Raw genomic sequence first — 15,850 nt, 5'->3', positions numbered from 1 at the left:
CATCCGCGATCATGCCTTTCAGCCGCTCCAGGGACGCGTGCAGTAGCTCCCGGAGGCCGGATCGGCCCGGCGTGGTGATCCAGTGGGCGAAGGCGACGTTGAAGACGGCGATCCCCGTCTCCGCGGCCAGGCTCGCGTCCGGCTACGTCGGCGACGGGGCCGGCCGCTGGCCGGCGGTGCACGTCTGAGGTGCCCCATGACCTCCGGACACGGACCCGCGTAGGGTTCGCCATGAGTCCGGAGGTCGCGGAGCACCTCATCGAGCGCCCTTCTCCGCACCCGGGCCGCCGAACCGCGCAGGCCGTCTCACGGCCCCGGGAACCGCCGCCCCGGCCTGCCGCGATCAACGCGTCACATCGGAGATGCCCGACGGTCCCCGATGCGGAGAACAGGCCTAGCGGGGGAGAAGGACGACCGGGAGCCGGTCGAGCCCGTGCAAGGTGGCGGTCGGGCGCATCACCGGTGTCCCGTCGAGCCGGACGCGATAGCGCTCGGAGAGCGTGGTCAGCACCCGTGCGTGCAACGCCGTCGCCAAGGCGGTGCCCAGGCACGAGTGAACACCGCGGCCGAAGCCGAGGTGCGGGTTGGGAGACCGGTCCACGACCAGGTCGTCCGGCCGCTCGAAGACGTCGGGATCACGGTTGGCCGCCGCGATGACGGCCACCACTTCGTCACCGCGCCGGATGAGCCGCCCGCCCAGTTCGACGTCCTGCGCGCACGCCCGGCTGTCCACCTGCACCGCACCCGAGTGGCGGACCACCTCGTTGTAGGCGGTCGGTGTCACCGCCAGCGGCTCGTCGCGGTCGAGCAGACCCTGCTCGGCCAGAGTCTTCAGGGCCAGGCCCAGCATGCTGCTGGACGAGGAGAAGCCGGCCACGAGTATCTGGCGCAGTGAGTTCACCAGGTAGCGGCGCAGGCGTCCGGCGGAGGCGATGTCGATCCCACTGAGCAGGCCGTTCTTCGGCGGCCGCATCACCCAGGGTTCCAGGACACCGGACAGGTGGTCGCGAGCCCGCACGCCCGGGGCGCCCCGCTCCGGCTCCAGCCCGGCGTCCATGCTGAGAACCAGGGCACGCTGTGCGGCGTGGAACTCATCGGGGGCGCCGAAGTCGGGTACGCCGAACAGGATGCGCATGCTCTCCGCGGACAGCGGTTCGGCGAACTCCGATACGAAGTCGAAGCCGTTCAGGTCCGCATCCGCGAGCAGCCGCTCCGCATGCGCGGCGCTCTCGCGTGCCCAGATGCCCACGTCCACGCTCTTGAGGGCGCGCACCAACGCATGCCGCACCGAGGTGTGCTCGGGTGGGTCCAGGTTCTGCAGACCCAGAATCGCCGTGGGCGGCTCTTCGCCCAGCACCGCCAGATCATTGCTGAAGGTGGTCGAGTCGGTGACCACCCGTGTGCAGTCGGCATGCCGCAGCACCAGCCATGCCCGCAGCGGCTCGAACCACTGCACGGGCGCCTCACGGCGCAGCTCGGCGTACCTCGGATACGGGTCGCGCAGCATTTCCGGCGCAAGGGGTGTGAACACCTCGTCGTTCCTTCGTCCTAGGCAGAGCTCCGTTTGCGAGCCGGTCCGCCCGCCGCGGCGGCGCGGACCGGCCCAGCGAATTCGGAAAACGGCGGATCAGTGGTAGTAGCGCATCGCACACCTCCTGAAGCGGATGACCGGAATGGAGTTTTCCGGGACCGGATATATCGGTGCGATCCGGTGGCAATGCTACGTACTCGTTCCGACAGAAGGGATATAACACTCATCCGGAAACGAATAGTAACGTGATATATCCTCGATCGGGTGGCGCAGTCGTAAAATCCGGCTCGGCCGTGCCCCGCATCAGGGGAAACCGGATCCCCGCCGTCGCCCTGAGCCGCTACGAACCCGCCGGTGGGACCTGCGACCCGTACCAGGAACGGACCAGGGAGAGCAGGTCCCGGGCCACGTCGTCCGGGCAGGTCGCAGGGTCCCAGGCGGCAACCACCCGTTGGCCGTCCTTCCACCCGAACCGGAGCAGCCGGCCGCCCACCGCGGCAGCGTGCACGGCGCTGCCTACGGCGAGCGTCGGCCGTGCGGCCAGCAGCTCAGGCAGCGTCGACTGCGAGGCGGTTAAATATTGAATATTCGGCACAAATCCCACGATGGCGCAGAAGTCCATCAGTTTTTGATGCCACCACGTGTCCGGAAGCGCCGACACCCACCCCGCGCGCGCCAGATCCTCCCCGGTGATCTGGCCATGTCCGGACAACGGGTGCCCTGAGGGCACTATCACGCCGATCGGGACCTCCGCCACGGTGGCCGTCCGAAACCGGTGCGGGAACTTCAGCGGGGAGTCGGACGCCTCCATGACCTCGAGGAAGTCCAGCACACCCCGTGCGGACGCGGCCGGCCCTTCGTGCTCCTCGACAAGAACGAACTGCGCCGCCCGCTTGGCCGCCGCCAGCTCGTGTTCCAGGTAGCCCAACAGCCCAGACCATGACACCCCCACGCGCATCACGTCCGGCGGATCCTTCCGCGCTTCCATGATCTCCCGCTCGAGCGCTTTCATTCCGGCATCCACGGCGTGCAGGTGATGCAGCAGTCTCGCCCCGTCCTCGGTGAGCACCACCCCCCTCGTGCTGCGCTGGAACAGTTTCCTGCCCAGGGTCTCCTCGATCCTGGACAGCTGCGAACTCAAGGCCGGCTGCGGCAGACCCAGCCGCTGCGCGGTTCGCCGGATGCTCCGCTCCTCGACCAGCGCCAGAAGCAGGCGCACGTGCCTGATCTCCAACTTCACGACTCTGCCCCTTCAGAATGGCGCCCTCGAAGTGGTCGGGAATCCGACGAGCCGGACGTGGTGCGCCGGTCCGAACCGTTCATGGGTCTCCGGACTCTTCAGCGGCATTCTCCGGTGCAGGCCGGAACGGGCCGAGCCTGCCCGTGCCACCGCGTCGGGTCGGTCCACGGCTCCGGGCCACGCACCCCACGCCGACTTTCGACGCGGTACGGGGAACGGTGGACACCGGAGCGGCCTTTCTCAGGCGGTGAAGGCGGCGCGGCGCTCGCCGGTCCGGCCGGCGAAGACGAGCGGGGACTCACCGGTACGGGCCGGACCGTCGCCGTGCCCGTGCAGTTCGGCGACGCCGGTCAGCAGAGCCCGGCTGAACCCGGCCTGCACCAGCGCCGCGCCGCGGACGACGAGCGGCAGCGTGATCGCGAACAGCACGCCGACCGCGGTGGTGAGGACCACGCCGACCAGGGCGCCGTCGCCGAAGCCCAGCAGCTCGGGCAGGCCGTCGTTGTCCGGGATCGCCTCGAGGACCCACCCGTAGATCGGATAGGTCAGCCCGAGAACCGCCCCGGCCCACCAGATCACCGTGAGGCAGAACGTCGCGATCGCGACCGGGAGGTTCACGATGCCGTGGAGCAGGTCCAGCCACGACTGCCCGCTGGTCAGCGGGTTCACCATCCGGCGGAACCGACCGGCGCCCTGCGGGGCCGGCCGGTAGCGCGGTCTGGCCACCGAGCCGCCCAGCACCTCCGGCAGCATCCGGCGCTCCAGGTCGGCGAAGCCCCGGGCGAGCAGCAGGGCCGCCCCCAGGATCGGCACCCCGATCCACAGGATGGCCGTCGAGACGCCGACCGAGAGACCGGCGACCAGCAGGCAGAAGGCGATCACCGCCAGGGGGAGGCCGAGGAGCAGGTAGCGGGTGTCGATGCCGAGGCGGCGCGCGAGGGATCTCATGGGGCCAACGCTACGAGCCGCCGGGCCGGGGATCGATCCTGTCGGCAGGCTTCCCGCGGTAGGGCTGGCCCCACCCTCCCGTACGGGGGTGATCCCGCCGCGCCCTCCGGCGTTCGGCCCGGCGGGAACGGCGGTCCAGACTCAGCGTGCCGCCTCAGGGCCGGCGCCCTGGTCACGCGCCTCCGGAGGGAGGGGCCGCGGGAAGCGCAGCACCCAGCGGCGCTGCCACGGGGTCTCGACGGCCCGACGATGGTGGTGCTCACGCGTCCAGGCGACGGCCTCGGCCGGGTCGAGACCGGCCAGGACGGCCAGGCAGGCGACGACCGTGCCGGTGCGGCCGACGCCGCCTTCGCACGCGACCTCCACCGCGGCACCCGCCCGCGCCCTCTCGTGCAGGTCGCGGATCCGCCGTACCGCCAGATCGGGGTCGCGGGGCAGGAGGAAGTCGGGCCACCGGATCCACTCGTGCGGCCACCGCAGCCCGCTCTCGTGGCGGCTGCGGAGCCGGTCGGATCCGAGGTAGAGGCCGAAGTCAGGCGTCGGCCCCTCCGGCAGCGGACGGCGCAGGCCGCGACCGCGGACCCAGGAGCCGTCCGGCAACCGGAACGCTCCGACCAGCGGCGGTTCACCTACCGGCCGGTCGGCCGTCGTCCCGTCCATGGGATCTTCCATCGTGTGTTCTCCTTCCGCCCGTACGCTGTACGGCACGTCCTCGACCGGCCGACGCGTCGCGTCCAAGAGACTATGGACATCCGGCCGGACCCGGGATGAGGCGCGTGGCCGTTCCAAGGTGCGGTAAACCCCACCCCGTGGAAACGCCGACCCGCCGGGGGCCCGCCGGAAGGACAGGGGCCCGCCGGAAGGACGGGGGCCCGCCGGAAGGACGCCAGGGCGTCCAGGGCCGGGGTGCCCGCCGTACGGCCTCAGGAGCCGAGGTAACGCAGGACGGCCAGGACCCGGCGGCTGTAGCCGGAGGTGTGGGACAGCGACAGCTTGTCGAACAGCGCGTTGACGTGCTTTTCCACCGCGCTCTGCGAGACGTGCAGCGTCTGGGCGATCGAGGCGTTGGTCAGGCCCTGCGCCATCAGCTCCAGCACCTCGCGCTCCCGGGCGGTCAGCCGGGTCAGGGGGTCGGCGTGGCTGGTACGGGCCAGCAGCTGCCGCACCACCTCCGGGTCGAAGGCCGTGCCCCCGGCGCCGACCCGCTCCAGCGCGTCCAGGAAGTCGCCGACCTGCGCCACCCGGTCCTTGAGCAGGTAGCCGACGCCGTCGATGTCCCCGCTCATCAGCTCGGTGGCGTACGTCTTCTCCACGTACTGCGACAGCACCAGCACCTTCACCCGCGGCCGGCGGCTCCTGATCTCCAGGGCCGCGCGCAGTCCTTCGTCGGTGTGCGTGGGCGGCATCCGCACGTCCACGACGACCGCGTCCGGTTCCCGCGCCTCCACCGCCTCGACCAGCGCCCGGCCGTCGCCGACCGCGGCGAGCACCTCGTGGCCCTCGTCCTCCAGGAGCCGCACGAGGCCCTCGCGGAGCAGGGCGGAGTCCTCGGCCAGGATCACCCGCACGGCAGCTCCGCCGTGATCACGGTGGGCCCCCCGGGCGGGCTGGTCACGGTGAACCGGCCGTCCAGCGCGGCCACCCGCCGCGCCAGCCCCGACAGGCCGCCGCCCGCCGGATCCGCCCCGCCCATCCCGTCGTCGTGTACGCGCACGACGATCATTGTGCCCTGTTCGCGCACCTCGACGGTCACTTCGCCGGCACCGGAATGCTTGACCGCGTTCGTCACCGCCTCGCTGGCCACGAAGTACGACACCGTCTCCACCGCCATCGGCGGGCGCGCGGGCAGCTCGCACACGACCTTGACCGGGATGCCGGAGCGCTCGGCCACGCCGGCCAGCGCGTCGGCGAGCCCGAGCGCGTCCAGTCCCGACGGGTAGACCCGCCAGGCCACCTCGCGCAGCTCGCCCACCGCCTGCTGCGCCTGCTCGTGTATCTGGGCGAGCAGTTCGGGCCGCCCCCGGCGGGCCCGCCCGGCCAGCATGGACAGCGCCACCAGCCGCTGCTGCAGCCCGTCGTGCAGGTCCCGTTCGATCCGGCGCCGTTCGGCGTCGACGGCCTCCAGCACACCCGCGCGGCTCTCGGCCAGCTCGGTGATGCGGCGCCGCAGCGCCTCGGTGGGGTCGGGGCCGAGCATGCGCCGCGCCAGCCGCCGCTCCAGCGCGTGCACGCCCGCCAGGCCCGACAGGTTCAGGAACAGCAGCACCGTCCCCGCCAGGGCGGCGTAGGCCAGCAGCGGCGCGGTCGGCGCCATGCCGTCGAACGGCAGCCCCCGTCCCCACGACCAGGCCAGGGCTCCGGCCACCCGGACGCCGACGCCCAGCAAGGCGACGACCAGGCCGCCGAGGACGCCCACCGGCGCCCTGGTCGCCAGGTAGCGCAGTTCCTGCCCGTCCCCGCGGACCGCGCCGAGTCCCAGGGCCGCGGGGTCCAGCCGCAGGCGGCGGGCGTCCAGCACGGCCAGCCGCCGCGCCGCCTCCCGCACGGCGCGACGGCGGGCGAACGGCAGCGCCGCGAGGAGGACGACCAGGCCGAGCAGGGCGGTGAAGGTCCCGAGGATCACCGCCCCCAGCAGGCGCAGCCCTTCAACCACGGAACGCATGCCGTCCTCTGCCCCGTTCCGCCAGCCTGGTGCCCACGAAGACGAGCAGGGCCAGCAGCACCAGGCCGATCACCGTGTTGGTGCCCATCCCGACGTAGGCCTCGACCAGCGACCAGTTCTCGGCCAGGACGTAGCCCGCCAGCACGAAGACCGTGTTCCAGATGAGGCTGCCGGCCGCGGTCAGCAGCGTGAAGACGCCCAGGGACATGCGCTCCACCCCGGCCGGGACCGAGATGAGGCTGCGGAAGATGGGGATCATGCGCCCGAAGAACACGGTCTTGCGGCCGTGCTTGAGGAACCACGCCTCGGTCCTGGTGATGTCGGAGACCTTCAGCAGCGGGATCCGGGCGGCCAGGGCCAGGGTGCGCTCGCGGCCGAGCAGGGCCCCCGCCCAGTACAGCGCCAGCGCGCCCACGACCGAGCCCGCCGTGGTCCAGGCCAGCACGCTCAGCAGGTTCATCCCGCCCTCGGAGGAGGTGAAGCCGGCCAGCGGGAGGATCACCTCGCTGGGCAGGGGCGGGAAGAGGTTCTCCAGTGCGATCGCCAGACCCGCACCCGGCGCTCCGAGGATCTCCATCAGTTCGATCAGCCAATCCGTCATGCCTCGAAGGCTATGAGCGGCCATGATAGGCCCGGAATGAGGTGCGTGGCCGTTCCGGGTTGCGGAAAACCACACGGGCGAGCGGGCAGGCGCCTCATTCCGCCGGGCGGACGGCCCCGCCTACCGTCCCTGGCCATGATCGGAAAGTTGTTCGACGTCCCGCGGCGGCTGCCCGCCGGGCTGGCGGCCCTGTTCGCACTGGCCGCCGTGGTCATGTTGTCCGCCATGGCCGACAGCACCATGCAGCCCCTGCCCGCCTCCGCTCCCGGCGAGCGGTTCAGCGCCGAACGCGCGCTGGTCCACCTGAAGCGGTTCGCCGCCGAACCGCGTCCCATCGGCAGCCCCGCGAGCGGCCGCGCCAGGGACTACCTGGCCGGGCGGCTGCGCGCGGCCGGGCTCCAGGTCGAGATCCAGCGCTCGGTCGGCGCCCGGTCCGCGACGGGACTGGCGACGTTCGGCCGGGTCGACAACATCGTGGGCCGGCTGCCGGGCACGGCCTCGACCGGCACCGTGCTCATCGCCGCGCACTACGACTCCGCGGCCATGGGACCGGGCGCCTCCGACGACGGCGCCGCGGTCGCCGCGATGATCGAGACCGTCCGGGCGCTGCGCGCGGGCCCCCGTCTCCGCAACGACGTCGTGCTGCTCATGTCGGACGGCGAGGAGGACGGCGTCCTCGGCGCCGAGGCCTTCGTCCGCGGCCACCCCCTGGGCAGGGCCGGGGGCGTGCTGCTGAACTGGGAGGCCCGCGGGGTCAGCGGCCCCTCGCTGCTGTTCGAGACCTCCGCGGACAACGCCCGCCTGGTCGAGACCTTCGCCGACGCCGTCCCCGCTCCGCGGGGGCACTCCGCCATGGTCGAGCTGTATCGGCTGCTGCCCAACACCACCGACTTCACCCCGTTGACCAAGGCCGGCTTCACCGGCATGAACTTCGCCTACATCCAGCGTTCCTCGCTGTACCACACCGCGGGCGACTCCATCGCCAACCTCGACCGGGGCAGCCTGCAGCACCACGGCACCAACATGCTGGCGCTGGCGCGCGCCCTCGGGGACGCGGACCTGCGGACGACCGCCTCCGATCACGACGCCACCTACTTCCGGGCGCTCGGCACCATGATCGTGTATCCGGACCGGCTCGTGTGGCCGCTGGCGGTGCTGGCCGTCCTCGCGGTGGCGGGCCTGGCGGTGCTGGCCCGCGTCAGGCGGCTGCTGAGCCTGCCCCGGCTGATCGCGGCGGCGGCCTCGGCCGCGGTGCCCCTGGCGGTGTCGGCCGCCTCGGCGCAGGGGCTGTGGGAGCTGCTGGTGGCCTGGCGGCCCGCCTACGACTCGATGGGCGGGCTGCTGCACCGTCCGGAGCCGTACCGGGCGGCGATCGCGTTCCTGTGCGCGGCGGCGGTCCTCGGCTGGTACCTGGCGCTGCGGCGCGGGCTCGGCCCGGCGGCGCTGGCGATCGGGTCGCTGACCTGGCTCGCCGGACTGGGCCTGCTGTGCGCCCAGGTCGCTCCCGGCGCGTCCTTCCTGTTCACCCTGCCGGCGCTGGCGGGCGCGCTCGGCTGGCCGGCCGCGATCCTGCTCCGCACGCCCGCCTGGGCGCGGACGGTCATGGCGATGCTGGGGCCGCTCACGGCCGCGGTGCTGCTGCCGTCCCTGGCCGGGGACGTCTTCGACGGGATGGGACTGGCGCTCGGCGGGGTGAGCGCGCTGGTGCTGGCACTGTTCGGGCTGGCCGTGGTGCCGATGGCGGAACCGTTCCTGCCCGACCCCGTCACCCTGCCGGGACGGACCGTCGTCCTCGCGGTGCCCGTGACGGCCGTGCTCCTCGCGGCGGGACTGGCCGCCGCCGGGTTCGCGGTGGACGACTTCGACGCCGACCGGCCGCGGCGCACGCATCTGGCGTACGTCATGGACGCCGACACCCGCACCGCCCACTGGGTCAGCGCCGACGCGGAGCCGGCGCGGTGGACCAGGCGGTACGTGTCCGGTCGCGACACCTCCGCGCTGCCCGCCGGATACGCACGGGGCACCCTGTGGACCGGTCCCGCGCCGGCGATCGCCGCCGACGGCCTGCGGACCACCGTCCTGGCCCACGACGCGGACACGCTGGAACTGCACGTGGCCCCCGGGAAGGGCGTGCGCTCGGCGACGCTCAGGTTCGACCGGCCGATCACGCGCGTCACCGCGTCGGCCGGCGGATTCGGGTCGGCGAGCGTGCCCGTCACCGGCATCCGGACCGGCACCTGGCCCTCGGAGGTCCGCTTCCGCGGCATCCCCGCCCGGGGAGTCCGGATCACCGTGCGCATGCCGGGAACGGACCGGATCCGCCTCATCGCCATCGCCGAGACCGACGGCCTGGGCACGGCGCCGGGCTTCGTCCCCAGGCCTCCCGGCCTGGTCGCCGCCACCAGGGAGGACGGCGACCTCATCGCGGTCACCCGCACTCACACCCTGACCGTGGGCTCCCGCATCCCGCCGGCGCTCCCGCCCCGGACCGCGGGCGCGGAACGGGCCGCCGGGTGACACGCGGTTCCTCCCCCCCGCGGCAACGGCAACGGCAACCGCAGCCGCAACCGCAGCCGCAGCGACGGCGGCGGCGGCGGCGGTAACGGCAGCGCATCCTGGCAGCGGGTCGAGGGGCCCGCGCGGCGGAGAGATCAGGTCTGGAGCCTCAGCTCCACCGCCGGGACCCCCAGCAGGCGCTTGGCCTCGCGGACCCCGGAGACGAAGGCGCCGTCGGCGTGGCCGAACCGCACCGGGCAGGTCGCCTCACCGGCGAACAGCACGCGACCGGCGACCGGGGCCGCCAGCGCCTCGATCGCCGCGACGCCGGCGCCGGGGGTGAGGTGGGCATAGGCGCCGCGGGCGAACGGATCGTTCCTCCAGCGGGTGACGGCCGAGGCCTCCGGAGCCGGGAGCCGCGCGCCGGTCGCGGTGGCGAGCACGTCCCGGGCGCGCCGCAGCACCTCCTCCTCCGCCAGGGCGGACAGCGCCCGCCCCGCCGGGCCGCCGGCCAGCGCGACCAGGGTGGGCGCGCCGGCCGGGCCGGTGGCGTCGATCCAGGCGCGCAGCGGGGTGTTTCCGTGTCGGACCAGGAAACCGGTCACGGCCTCGTCCCAGTGGCGGGAGCCGTACCGCAGCACCACCTTCTCGAAGTCGCCGAAGCCGAGCGCCGCAACGGCCCGCGCCTTCGGCGGGGGCAGGGCCGGCAGGAAGCCGATCGCCCCGGCCTTGAGCACGCCGAGGGGGACGGTGACCAGCACGTGCGAGCCGCGCTCGGTGCGGCCGTCGGTCGTCTCGACGGTGACGCCGGAGCCCTCGGCCCGGACCGTCCGGACGGCCGCGCCCGTCCGGACGGCCGCGTCGGGGATGAGCGCCGTGATCAGGCGGCGGTACCCGCCTTCCGGAACGTCGTCGCCGCCGCCGTACGGCTCGGGGACGTCCAGCACCGCCGCGGACAGCTCGGCGGCCGAGGCGGCGAGTTCCGTCTCGACGACCGTCCGGAGAATGAACCGCGTCCATTCGCGCCGGTCGGCGTCGGCCTCCCTGGCGCAGTAGGCGTCGATCAGGGCACCGAGCGTCGCCTCCCGCCCGGCCTCCGCGGCGCCGCCCGGGGCGGCGGGACCGCCGGAGGACCCGGCACGGGCGGCGGGACCGCCGGAGGACCCGGCACGGGCGGCGGGACCGCCGGAGGACGCGGCACGGGCGGCGAGTCCCGCTGCGGCGTCCTCGAAGCCGGCCGCGTCGCGCACCAGGCGCGATCGGCCGGATCCGCGCACCCGCACGCCTCCTTCCCCCACCAGCGCGGCCCCGGCGATCAGGTCGTCCAGGGCGTACGGCAGGCGCCGGACGCCCGCCCGCTCGCACAGCCGTGTCAGCGGGTTGCCCCGGGGGTCGTGGATCCACGCGGCGCCCAGGTCGATGTCGGACCCGCCGATCTCGGCTGTGCGGATCCGGCCGCCCAGCCGATCCCTCGCCTCCAGGACCAGCACCTCCACCCCCGCCGAGGCCAGGGCGTTGGCCGCGGCGAGACCGGCCAGACCCGCCCCGATCACGATGACGCGGGTGACCTCGCCCACGACGCCGCCCGGCGGGGGACCGCCGTCGCGGCCGACCTCCCACCTGCCTCCGGCGGGACGCCGGACCGACGACGCGCCGGCCTGGTAACCGACGACGGTCCCGGCGGCGGCGACGGACAGCCCGGCCACCCCCGCCAGCAGCTCTTTCCTGGTCAAGCGCACGCTTTCCTCATCGTCCCCGGTAGATGGCGTTGTACGGTGAACAGCAGAAAATCTATTGTACGGTGAACAACATGGTCGAGAAGATGGCCGGAGGCCGCACCCGCCGGGCGGCCGATCCGGAACGAGAGCCGCTGTCCCGGGAACTGATCCTGCGACGGGCCCTGGAAATGATCGACGACGCCGGAGTGGAGGCACTGAGCGTCCGGCGGCTCGCCGCCGACCTCGGCGTGTTCCCGACCGCGCTGTACTACTACCTGCCGACCAGGAACGCGGTGCTGCGCGGCGTCGTGGAGACCGTCCTGGAGGAGATGGACCTCACCCGGGCCCGCACCGGCGGCTGGCGGGACCGGATACGGGCGCTGTGCCTGGCCCTGCGGCAGGTCGCGCACGCCCATCCGCGGCTCTTCCCCTACCTGGTCTCCTATCCGGAGAGCACCGTGCAGGAGTACAGGATCTACGAGGAGCTGTACCGCGCGCTGGAGGAGGCCGGTCTCGCTCCGGTGCGCATCGTGCACGCGAGCAACCTGATCTTCTCCTACGCCACCGGCTTCACGCTCGCCGAAGTCAACGCCGCCATCGGGCCGCCGGACGAGAGCGAGTTCGACCGGTTGTCGGCGCTGCCCGCCGCCGATTTCCCCGCCACCCACCGGCTGGCCGGAGAGATCCGCGATCTCGACCTGGAGGCGAGTTTCGCGACCGGGATCGAGGCGATCCTGGACGGCCTGACCGCACGAGCGGCCGGGTGAGCAGGAGCCGACCGGACGGGGCGCCCGCCTGCCGGGCGGCCTCCGTCCTCCGCCGGGCCCGGCGGGCGAGGAGCGGCCCGGCGGGCGACGGACGGTCCGGCGGACGGTCCGGCGGGCGACGGACCGTCCGGCGGGCGACGGGCGATCCGGCGGACGGTCCGGCGGGCGACGGACCGTCCGGCGGGCGACGGGCGATCCGGCGGGGAACTCCCCGCCGGACCACCGGACCTCCGGAGGGATCAGAGCACCGTCAGTTGACGCAGTCCTGGTCCTTCAGAGCCAGGATCATCTCGCTGACCTTGCCGCGCGACAGCTGGAAGAGGTAGTCGGCCTTCGGGTTGCCGGGAACGGTGACGGTGGAGTATCCGTTGGCCGCCCGCCGTATCCCGGGGTAGGCCTTCTTCAGTCGCTTGCCGGTGGAGCCGATCGTGACCCCCTGCGGGGTCTTCACGCCCTTGGGGGCGGCGATCACGGCCACGCCGTGTCTCCTGGAGATGTACAGGCCCACGTCGTCGGCGCCACCCGGGTACGCCTTCAGGTCCCACCCCGTGCACGCGCCGGACCCGAGAACATACACGATCTTCTTGGTGGACCTGGCCTTCTTGGCGCTCATCCCGAGTCGCACCCCGCCGAATCCGGACGGCCCGAATCCTCCGGCCGAGGCCGAGGAGACGGCCGCCGCCGCGGCCGACCGCGGCAGTGCCGCCGCGGCGGCCGGAGCCGCCGCGGTCCCCAGCGCGAGCGCCGCCGCCAGGACGGCGGCCGACGCCGTCCGCCACCCGGCGGGTCCTGTCGACGCGGCCCCGCCGACCCTGTTCAGTACGGACATCCTGCTCTCCTTCGGTTGCCGACGGCCCGGCGGCCGTCGTCCTCGGCGCACGTCCCTCATGCGCCCTGCAGGGGCACGGTTCGGCTCCTCTCCCGGATTCGGCCTCCGCCGGTCCCCGCACCCCCCGGCACACTTTCCTGTACAGCGGCCAAGAAGATCGTATTGTACGGTGGACAAGAGGGTCAACGGCCGAGCGGAGACGGAATCGGCCGCGGAGGCCGTCGGCGGCGGCGAGGACTGCGCGGTGCGCGTCGGCCCGGCCGGCGAGATCGCCTCAAGCATCCCCCCGGAGATCGGGTAGGTCGGCCCGATCACCCGGCATCCGCCCACGGTCGGACATCCGCGTCCGCCCACGGTCGCACCCCCCGCCCCACCCCGCCCGGCAGGATGCGACCCGAGCCAGACGCCTACGCCCCGCCCCGTCCAGCACCATTTCGGTGTGCCCCGGACGCACCGGTCCAGGCACACCGATCACGGACAAGAGGGACGGGAAACCATGGCTATCGATCTTCGCGAGCGCCTCACGCGACGACGTCGGACCGGCGCGGACCGACGGGCCGCCAACGCCGCCGCCAACCTGGACCGCCCGCCCGTCTTCCCCGGCCGCTGGGTGAGCGCCATCTCACTGATCGCCGGCCCCACCCTGATCATGACCGGGACCCTCCTGCGCTCCCCGTTCTACTACTTCGTCCCGTACCAGCTCACCGCCTACACCCAGCACCCCGCCCTCATCACCGCCGCCTACACCTGCTTCGCCCTCGGATTCGTACTGCTGCTGCCCGCGGTCGTCACCCTGGCGCAGCGGATCTGCGCCACCAGCCCGATGTGGGGACTGTGGGGCGGCTGCCTGGTGATCGTCGGCCTGTTCACCCGCACCTTCCAGTTCGGCACCGACCACCTGGCCTTCCACCTGACCGACGTCCTGGGCCTGCCGACCATGCTCGACGGCATCGACGGCTACTACGACGCCTGGCGCGACACGCACTGGCACCCGTTCCGGTCCATGTCCGGACCGGCCTTCTTCGGCTGGATCGTGCTGGCCATCGGCGCCTACCGCTCCGGCGCCCTGGGCCTGGGCCGCTCCATCTCCCTGGGCCTGATGTCGGTGCTCGCCCTCGGAACGCTCAAGGGCACCGAACCGCAGTCCTTCCTCGCCGTGGGCGGCCTGTGCCTCGCCTTCATCCCCCTGGGCGTCTCGCTGCTGCGCAACGGCCCCCGGCCGACCCGGCGCGCCATGATCTGGGTCGCCGTCCTCATCGGCGTGCACGTCCTCATGACGGCCTTCGGCCCGAGAGGATGACGCCCCGGACCAGCGGTGGCCGACCCCCTCATCGAGCACCGACCGCATGCCGTTCGCACGGACGGCATGCGGTCGGTGCGTTCGGGCTGAACGGGGCGGCGTCCCGACCGCGCCCGCGTCAGGGGCCGCGTCAGGGGCCGCGTCAGGACGGCGACGGCCCGGTATCAGGGCCGTCGGCGACCGTGGACGTCATGAACGGTTCGGCGAACGGTTCGGCGCGCGATCCCGGAACTGCGGGTCCGGGGCCGGGGACCGGGACCTGGACGGTTCTCACCGATCGACCACCGCGAGCGAGGAGATTCAGCATGGAGAACGGCAAGAGCGTCCTGTCGGAGGCGGGGCTGCGCAGACTGCGCGCGGTGCTGGCGCGGCACGTCGAGTCCGGACGGATCCCCGGGCTCGTCGCCCTGGTCGGCCGGGGCGACGCGACGCACGTCGAGGCGCTCGGCACGATGCGGCATGACGGTGGTGCGCCGATGCGCCGGGACACGGTCTTCCGGATGGCCTCCACCTCCAAGCCGGTCACGGTCGCGGCGGCGATGGTCCTGCTCGACGAGTGCCGGATCCGGCTGGACGACGTGGTGGACCGGTGGCTGCCCGAGCTCGCCGACCGGCAGGTGCTCAACCGCGTCGACGGGCCGCTGGACGACACCGTGCCGGCGCGGCGGCCGATCACCGTACGGGACCTGCTGACCTCCACGTTCGGCCTCGGCATGGACCTGACGGCGCTGGGCACCCCGATCATGAACGCCGTCTTCGAGCAGGGGCTCACCCCCAACCTGCCGACGCCGATGCCCGAGCCGGACGAGTGGATGCGCCGCCTGGGCGCACTGCCGCTGATGCACCAGCCCGGCGAGCACTGGCAGTACCACATCAGCAACGACCTGCTCGGCGTGCTGGTGGCCCGGGTCACCGGCCGGTCGTTCGAGGCGTTCCTGCGCGAGCGCATCTTCGGTCCGCTGGGCATGGCCGACACCGCCTTCCACGCGTCCGCCGACACGATCGACCGGCTGCCGACCCTGTACGCCCCCGACCCGCACAGCGGCGAGTTCCTCGTGTGGGACGAGGCCGAGGGAGGACGATGGAGCGAACCTCCGGCGTTCCAGGGCGGCGGCGGCGGGCTGGTCTCCACCGTCGACGACTACCACGCCTACTTCTCGATGCTGCTCAACGGCGGGATGCACCGGGGGGAGCGGATCCTGTCGCGGCCCGCCGTCGAGCTGATGACCACCGACCGGCTCACGCCCGGACAGAACGCCGCCCGCAACGCCCTGGCCGCGGGCAACGTCCACGTCTCGCACGGCCAGGGGCAGCACGGCGGCTGGGGCTTCGGAATGGCGGTGCGCACCCACCGCGGTGACTACGCGCCCGTCGGACAGTTCGGCTGGGACGGCGGGACCGGCACCTCGGCCTACGCCGACCCGCACAACCGGCTCACCGGGATCCTGCTCACCCAGGTCGGGATGTCCGTCCCGGATCCGGCGCAGCTGATCCACGACTTCTGGACCACGCTCTACCAGGCGATCGACGACTGACGAGCCCGCGGACCCGCGCGGCGCCGGAGGCCCCGGCCGCCCCCTGCGCCGCCCCCTCGCCTTCCACCCGCCTCCGCCCGTCGACCGGCGCCCTCCACCCGCCCGCCTCCGCCCGTCGACCGGCGCCCTCCGCCCGCCCGCCTCCGCCCGTCGGCCGTGAAATAAATGACGTGTCATGCACGTTCAGCCGGGAGACAGCACGACATGTCATCCACGAGCGGAC

The 15,850-nt window shown here is 73.2% G+C and carries 14 protein-coding genes; 5 read left to right on the top strand and 9 right to left on the bottom strand.

Going from position 1 to position 15,850, the window contains the following annotated elements; genetic code table 11:
• Positions 1-394 precede the first annotated feature (394 nt).
• The 7 genes from HS045_RS36095 to HS045_RS10400 form a co-directional block, all read right to left on the bottom strand.
• On the bottom strand, positions 395-1,531 hold the full coding sequence (locus HS045_RS36095; protein WP_196450865.1) for a cytochrome P450: 1,137 nt from the start codon (positions 1,529-1,531) through the stop codon (positions 395-397).
• A 340-nt stretch (positions 1,532-1,871) separates the two neighbouring features.
• Entirely contained in the window at positions 1,872-2,771 is a 900-nt protein-coding gene (locus HS045_RS10425) for a LysR family transcriptional regulator (RefSeq protein WP_196450864.1), read from the bottom strand.
• A 240-nt stretch (positions 2,772-3,011) separates the two neighbouring features.
• The gene (locus HS045_RS10420; protein WP_196450863.1) at positions 3,012-3,719 is read right to left on the bottom strand and encodes a sensor domain-containing protein; all 708 of its coding nucleotides are present in this window, start codon (positions 3,717-3,719) and stop codon (positions 3,012-3,014) included.
• Positions 3,720-3,860: 141 nt separating this feature from the next.
• Entirely contained in the window at positions 3,861-4,391 is a 531-nt protein-coding gene (locus HS045_RS10415; RefSeq protein WP_196450862.1) for a protein-tyrosine phosphatase family protein, read from the bottom strand.
• 251 nt (positions 4,392-4,642) lie between these two features.
• A complete protein-coding gene (locus HS045_RS10410; protein ID WP_196450861.1) occupies positions 4,643-5,287 on the bottom strand; it encodes a response regulator transcription factor in 645 nt (214 codons plus the stop codon).
• A complete protein-coding gene (locus HS045_RS10405) occupies positions 5,278-6,381 on the bottom strand; it encodes a sensor histidine kinase (protein ID WP_196450860.1) in 1,104 nt (367 codons plus the stop codon). The genes HS045_RS10410 and HS045_RS10405 overlap by 10 nt, the downstream gene beginning before the upstream one ends.
• Positions 6,365-6,982 carry a DedA family protein gene (locus tag HS045_RS10400; RefSeq protein WP_196450859.1) on the bottom strand — a complete coding sequence of 206 codons (618 nt, stop codon included), beginning with the start codon at positions 6,980-6,982 and terminating at the stop codon, positions 6,365-6,367. The genes HS045_RS10405 and HS045_RS10400 overlap by 17 nt, the downstream gene beginning before the upstream one ends.
• Before the next feature lie 135 nt (positions 6,983-7,117).
• On the opposite strand from HS045_RS10400, the gene HS045_RS10395 reads away from it, so the two are divergent.
• Positions 7,118-9,499: a M28 family peptidase gene (locus HS045_RS10395; protein WP_230883522.1), complete on the top strand. Its 2,382-nt coding sequence runs from the start codon at positions 7,118-7,120 to the stop codon at positions 9,497-9,499.
• A 134-nt stretch (positions 9,500-9,633) separates the two neighbouring features.
• Here HS045_RS10395 and HS045_RS10390 read toward each other — a convergent pair whose 3' ends face one another.
• On the bottom strand, positions 9,634-11,211 hold the full coding sequence (locus HS045_RS10390; RefSeq protein ID WP_196450857.1) for an NAD(P)/FAD-dependent oxidoreductase: 1,578 nt from the start codon (positions 11,209-11,211) through the stop codon (positions 9,634-9,636).
• A gap of 77 nt (positions 11,212-11,288) precedes the next feature.
• Between HS045_RS10390 and HS045_RS10385 the strand changes: the two genes are divergently transcribed.
• A complete protein-coding gene (locus HS045_RS10385; RefSeq protein WP_196450856.1) occupies positions 11,289-11,963 on the top strand; it encodes a TetR/AcrR family transcriptional regulator in 675 nt (224 codons plus the stop codon).
• 250 nt (positions 11,964-12,213) lie between these two features.
• Here the strand turns inward: HS045_RS10385 and HS045_RS10380 are convergent, their stop codons facing one another.
• Positions 12,214-12,792, bottom strand: coding sequence for a hypothetical protein (locus HS045_RS10380; RefSeq protein ID WP_196450855.1), 579 nt, complete (start codon positions 12,790-12,792; stop codon positions 12,214-12,216).
• Between the two features lie 169 nt (positions 12,793-12,961).
• Between HS045_RS10380 and HS045_RS35370 the strand changes: the two genes are divergently transcribed.
• The 3 genes from HS045_RS35370 (at position 12,962) to HS045_RS10370 (ending at position 15,627) form a co-directional block, all read left to right on the top strand.
• Positions 12,962-13,093 carry a hypothetical protein gene (locus HS045_RS35370; RefSeq protein WP_255531708.1) on the top strand — a complete coding sequence of 44 codons (132 nt, stop codon included), beginning with the start codon at positions 12,962-12,964 and terminating at the stop codon, positions 13,091-13,093.
• 195 nt (positions 13,094-13,288) lie between these two features.
• Positions 13,289-14,092 carry a hypothetical protein gene (locus tag HS045_RS10375; protein WP_196450089.1) on the top strand — a complete coding sequence of 268 codons (804 nt, stop codon included), beginning with the start codon at positions 13,289-13,291 and terminating at the stop codon, positions 14,090-14,092.
• A gap of 305 nt (positions 14,093-14,397) precedes the next feature.
• Positions 14,398-15,627 (top strand): serine hydrolase, encoded by a 1,230-nt coding sequence (locus HS045_RS10370; RefSeq protein ID WP_196450854.1) that lies wholly within the window; start codon positions 14,398-14,400, stop codon positions 15,625-15,627.
• The last annotated feature ends 223 nt before the right edge of the window (positions 15,628-15,850 follow it).

The sequence above is a fragment of the Planomonospora sp. ID82291 genome (assembly GCF_015711645.1).
Lineage (GTDB): Bacteria > Actinomycetota > Actinomycetes > Streptosporangiales > Streptosporangiaceae > Planomonospora.
Note: the sequence above shows the minus strand (reverse complement) of the source record. Positions and strands in the feature narration are given on the sequence as shown.

Excerpts from the sequence above, each read along its gene's own strand:
- HS045_RS10375 (WP_196450089.1), top strand. The coding sequence starts at position 13,289 with ATGGCTATCGATCTTCGCGAGCGCCTCACGCGACGACGTCGGACCGGC.
- HS045_RS10400 (WP_196450859.1), bottom strand. The coding sequence starts at position 6,982 with ATGACGGATTGGCTGATCGAACTGATGGAGATCCTCGGAGCGCCGGGT.
- HS045_RS10370 (WP_196450854.1), top strand. The coding sequence starts at position 14,398 with ATGGAGAACGGCAAGAGCGTCCTGTCGGAGGCGGGGCTGCGCAGACTG.
- HS045_RS10385 (WP_196450856.1), top strand. The coding sequence starts at position 11,289 with ATGGTCGAGAAGATGGCCGGAGGCCGCACCCGCCGGGCGGCCGATCCG.
- HS045_RS10405 (WP_196450860.1), bottom strand. The coding sequence starts at position 6,381 with ATGCGTTCCGTGGTTGAAGGGCTGCGCCTGCTGGGGGCGGTGATCCTC.
- HS045_RS10415 (WP_196450862.1), bottom strand. The coding sequence starts at position 4,391 with ATGGAAGATCCCATGGACGGGACGACGGCCGACCGGCCGGTAGGTGAA.
- HS045_RS10380 (WP_196450855.1), bottom strand. The coding sequence starts at position 12,792 with ATGTCCGTACTGAACAGGGTCGGCGGGGCCGCGTCGACAGGACCCGCC.
- HS045_RS10420 (WP_196450863.1), bottom strand. The coding sequence starts at position 3,719 with ATGAGATCCCTCGCGCGCCGCCTCGGCATCGACACCCGCTACCTGCTC.
- HS045_RS10395 (WP_230883522.1), top strand. The coding sequence starts at position 7,118 with ATGATCGGAAAGTTGTTCGACGTCCCGCGGCGGCTGCCCGCCGGGCTG.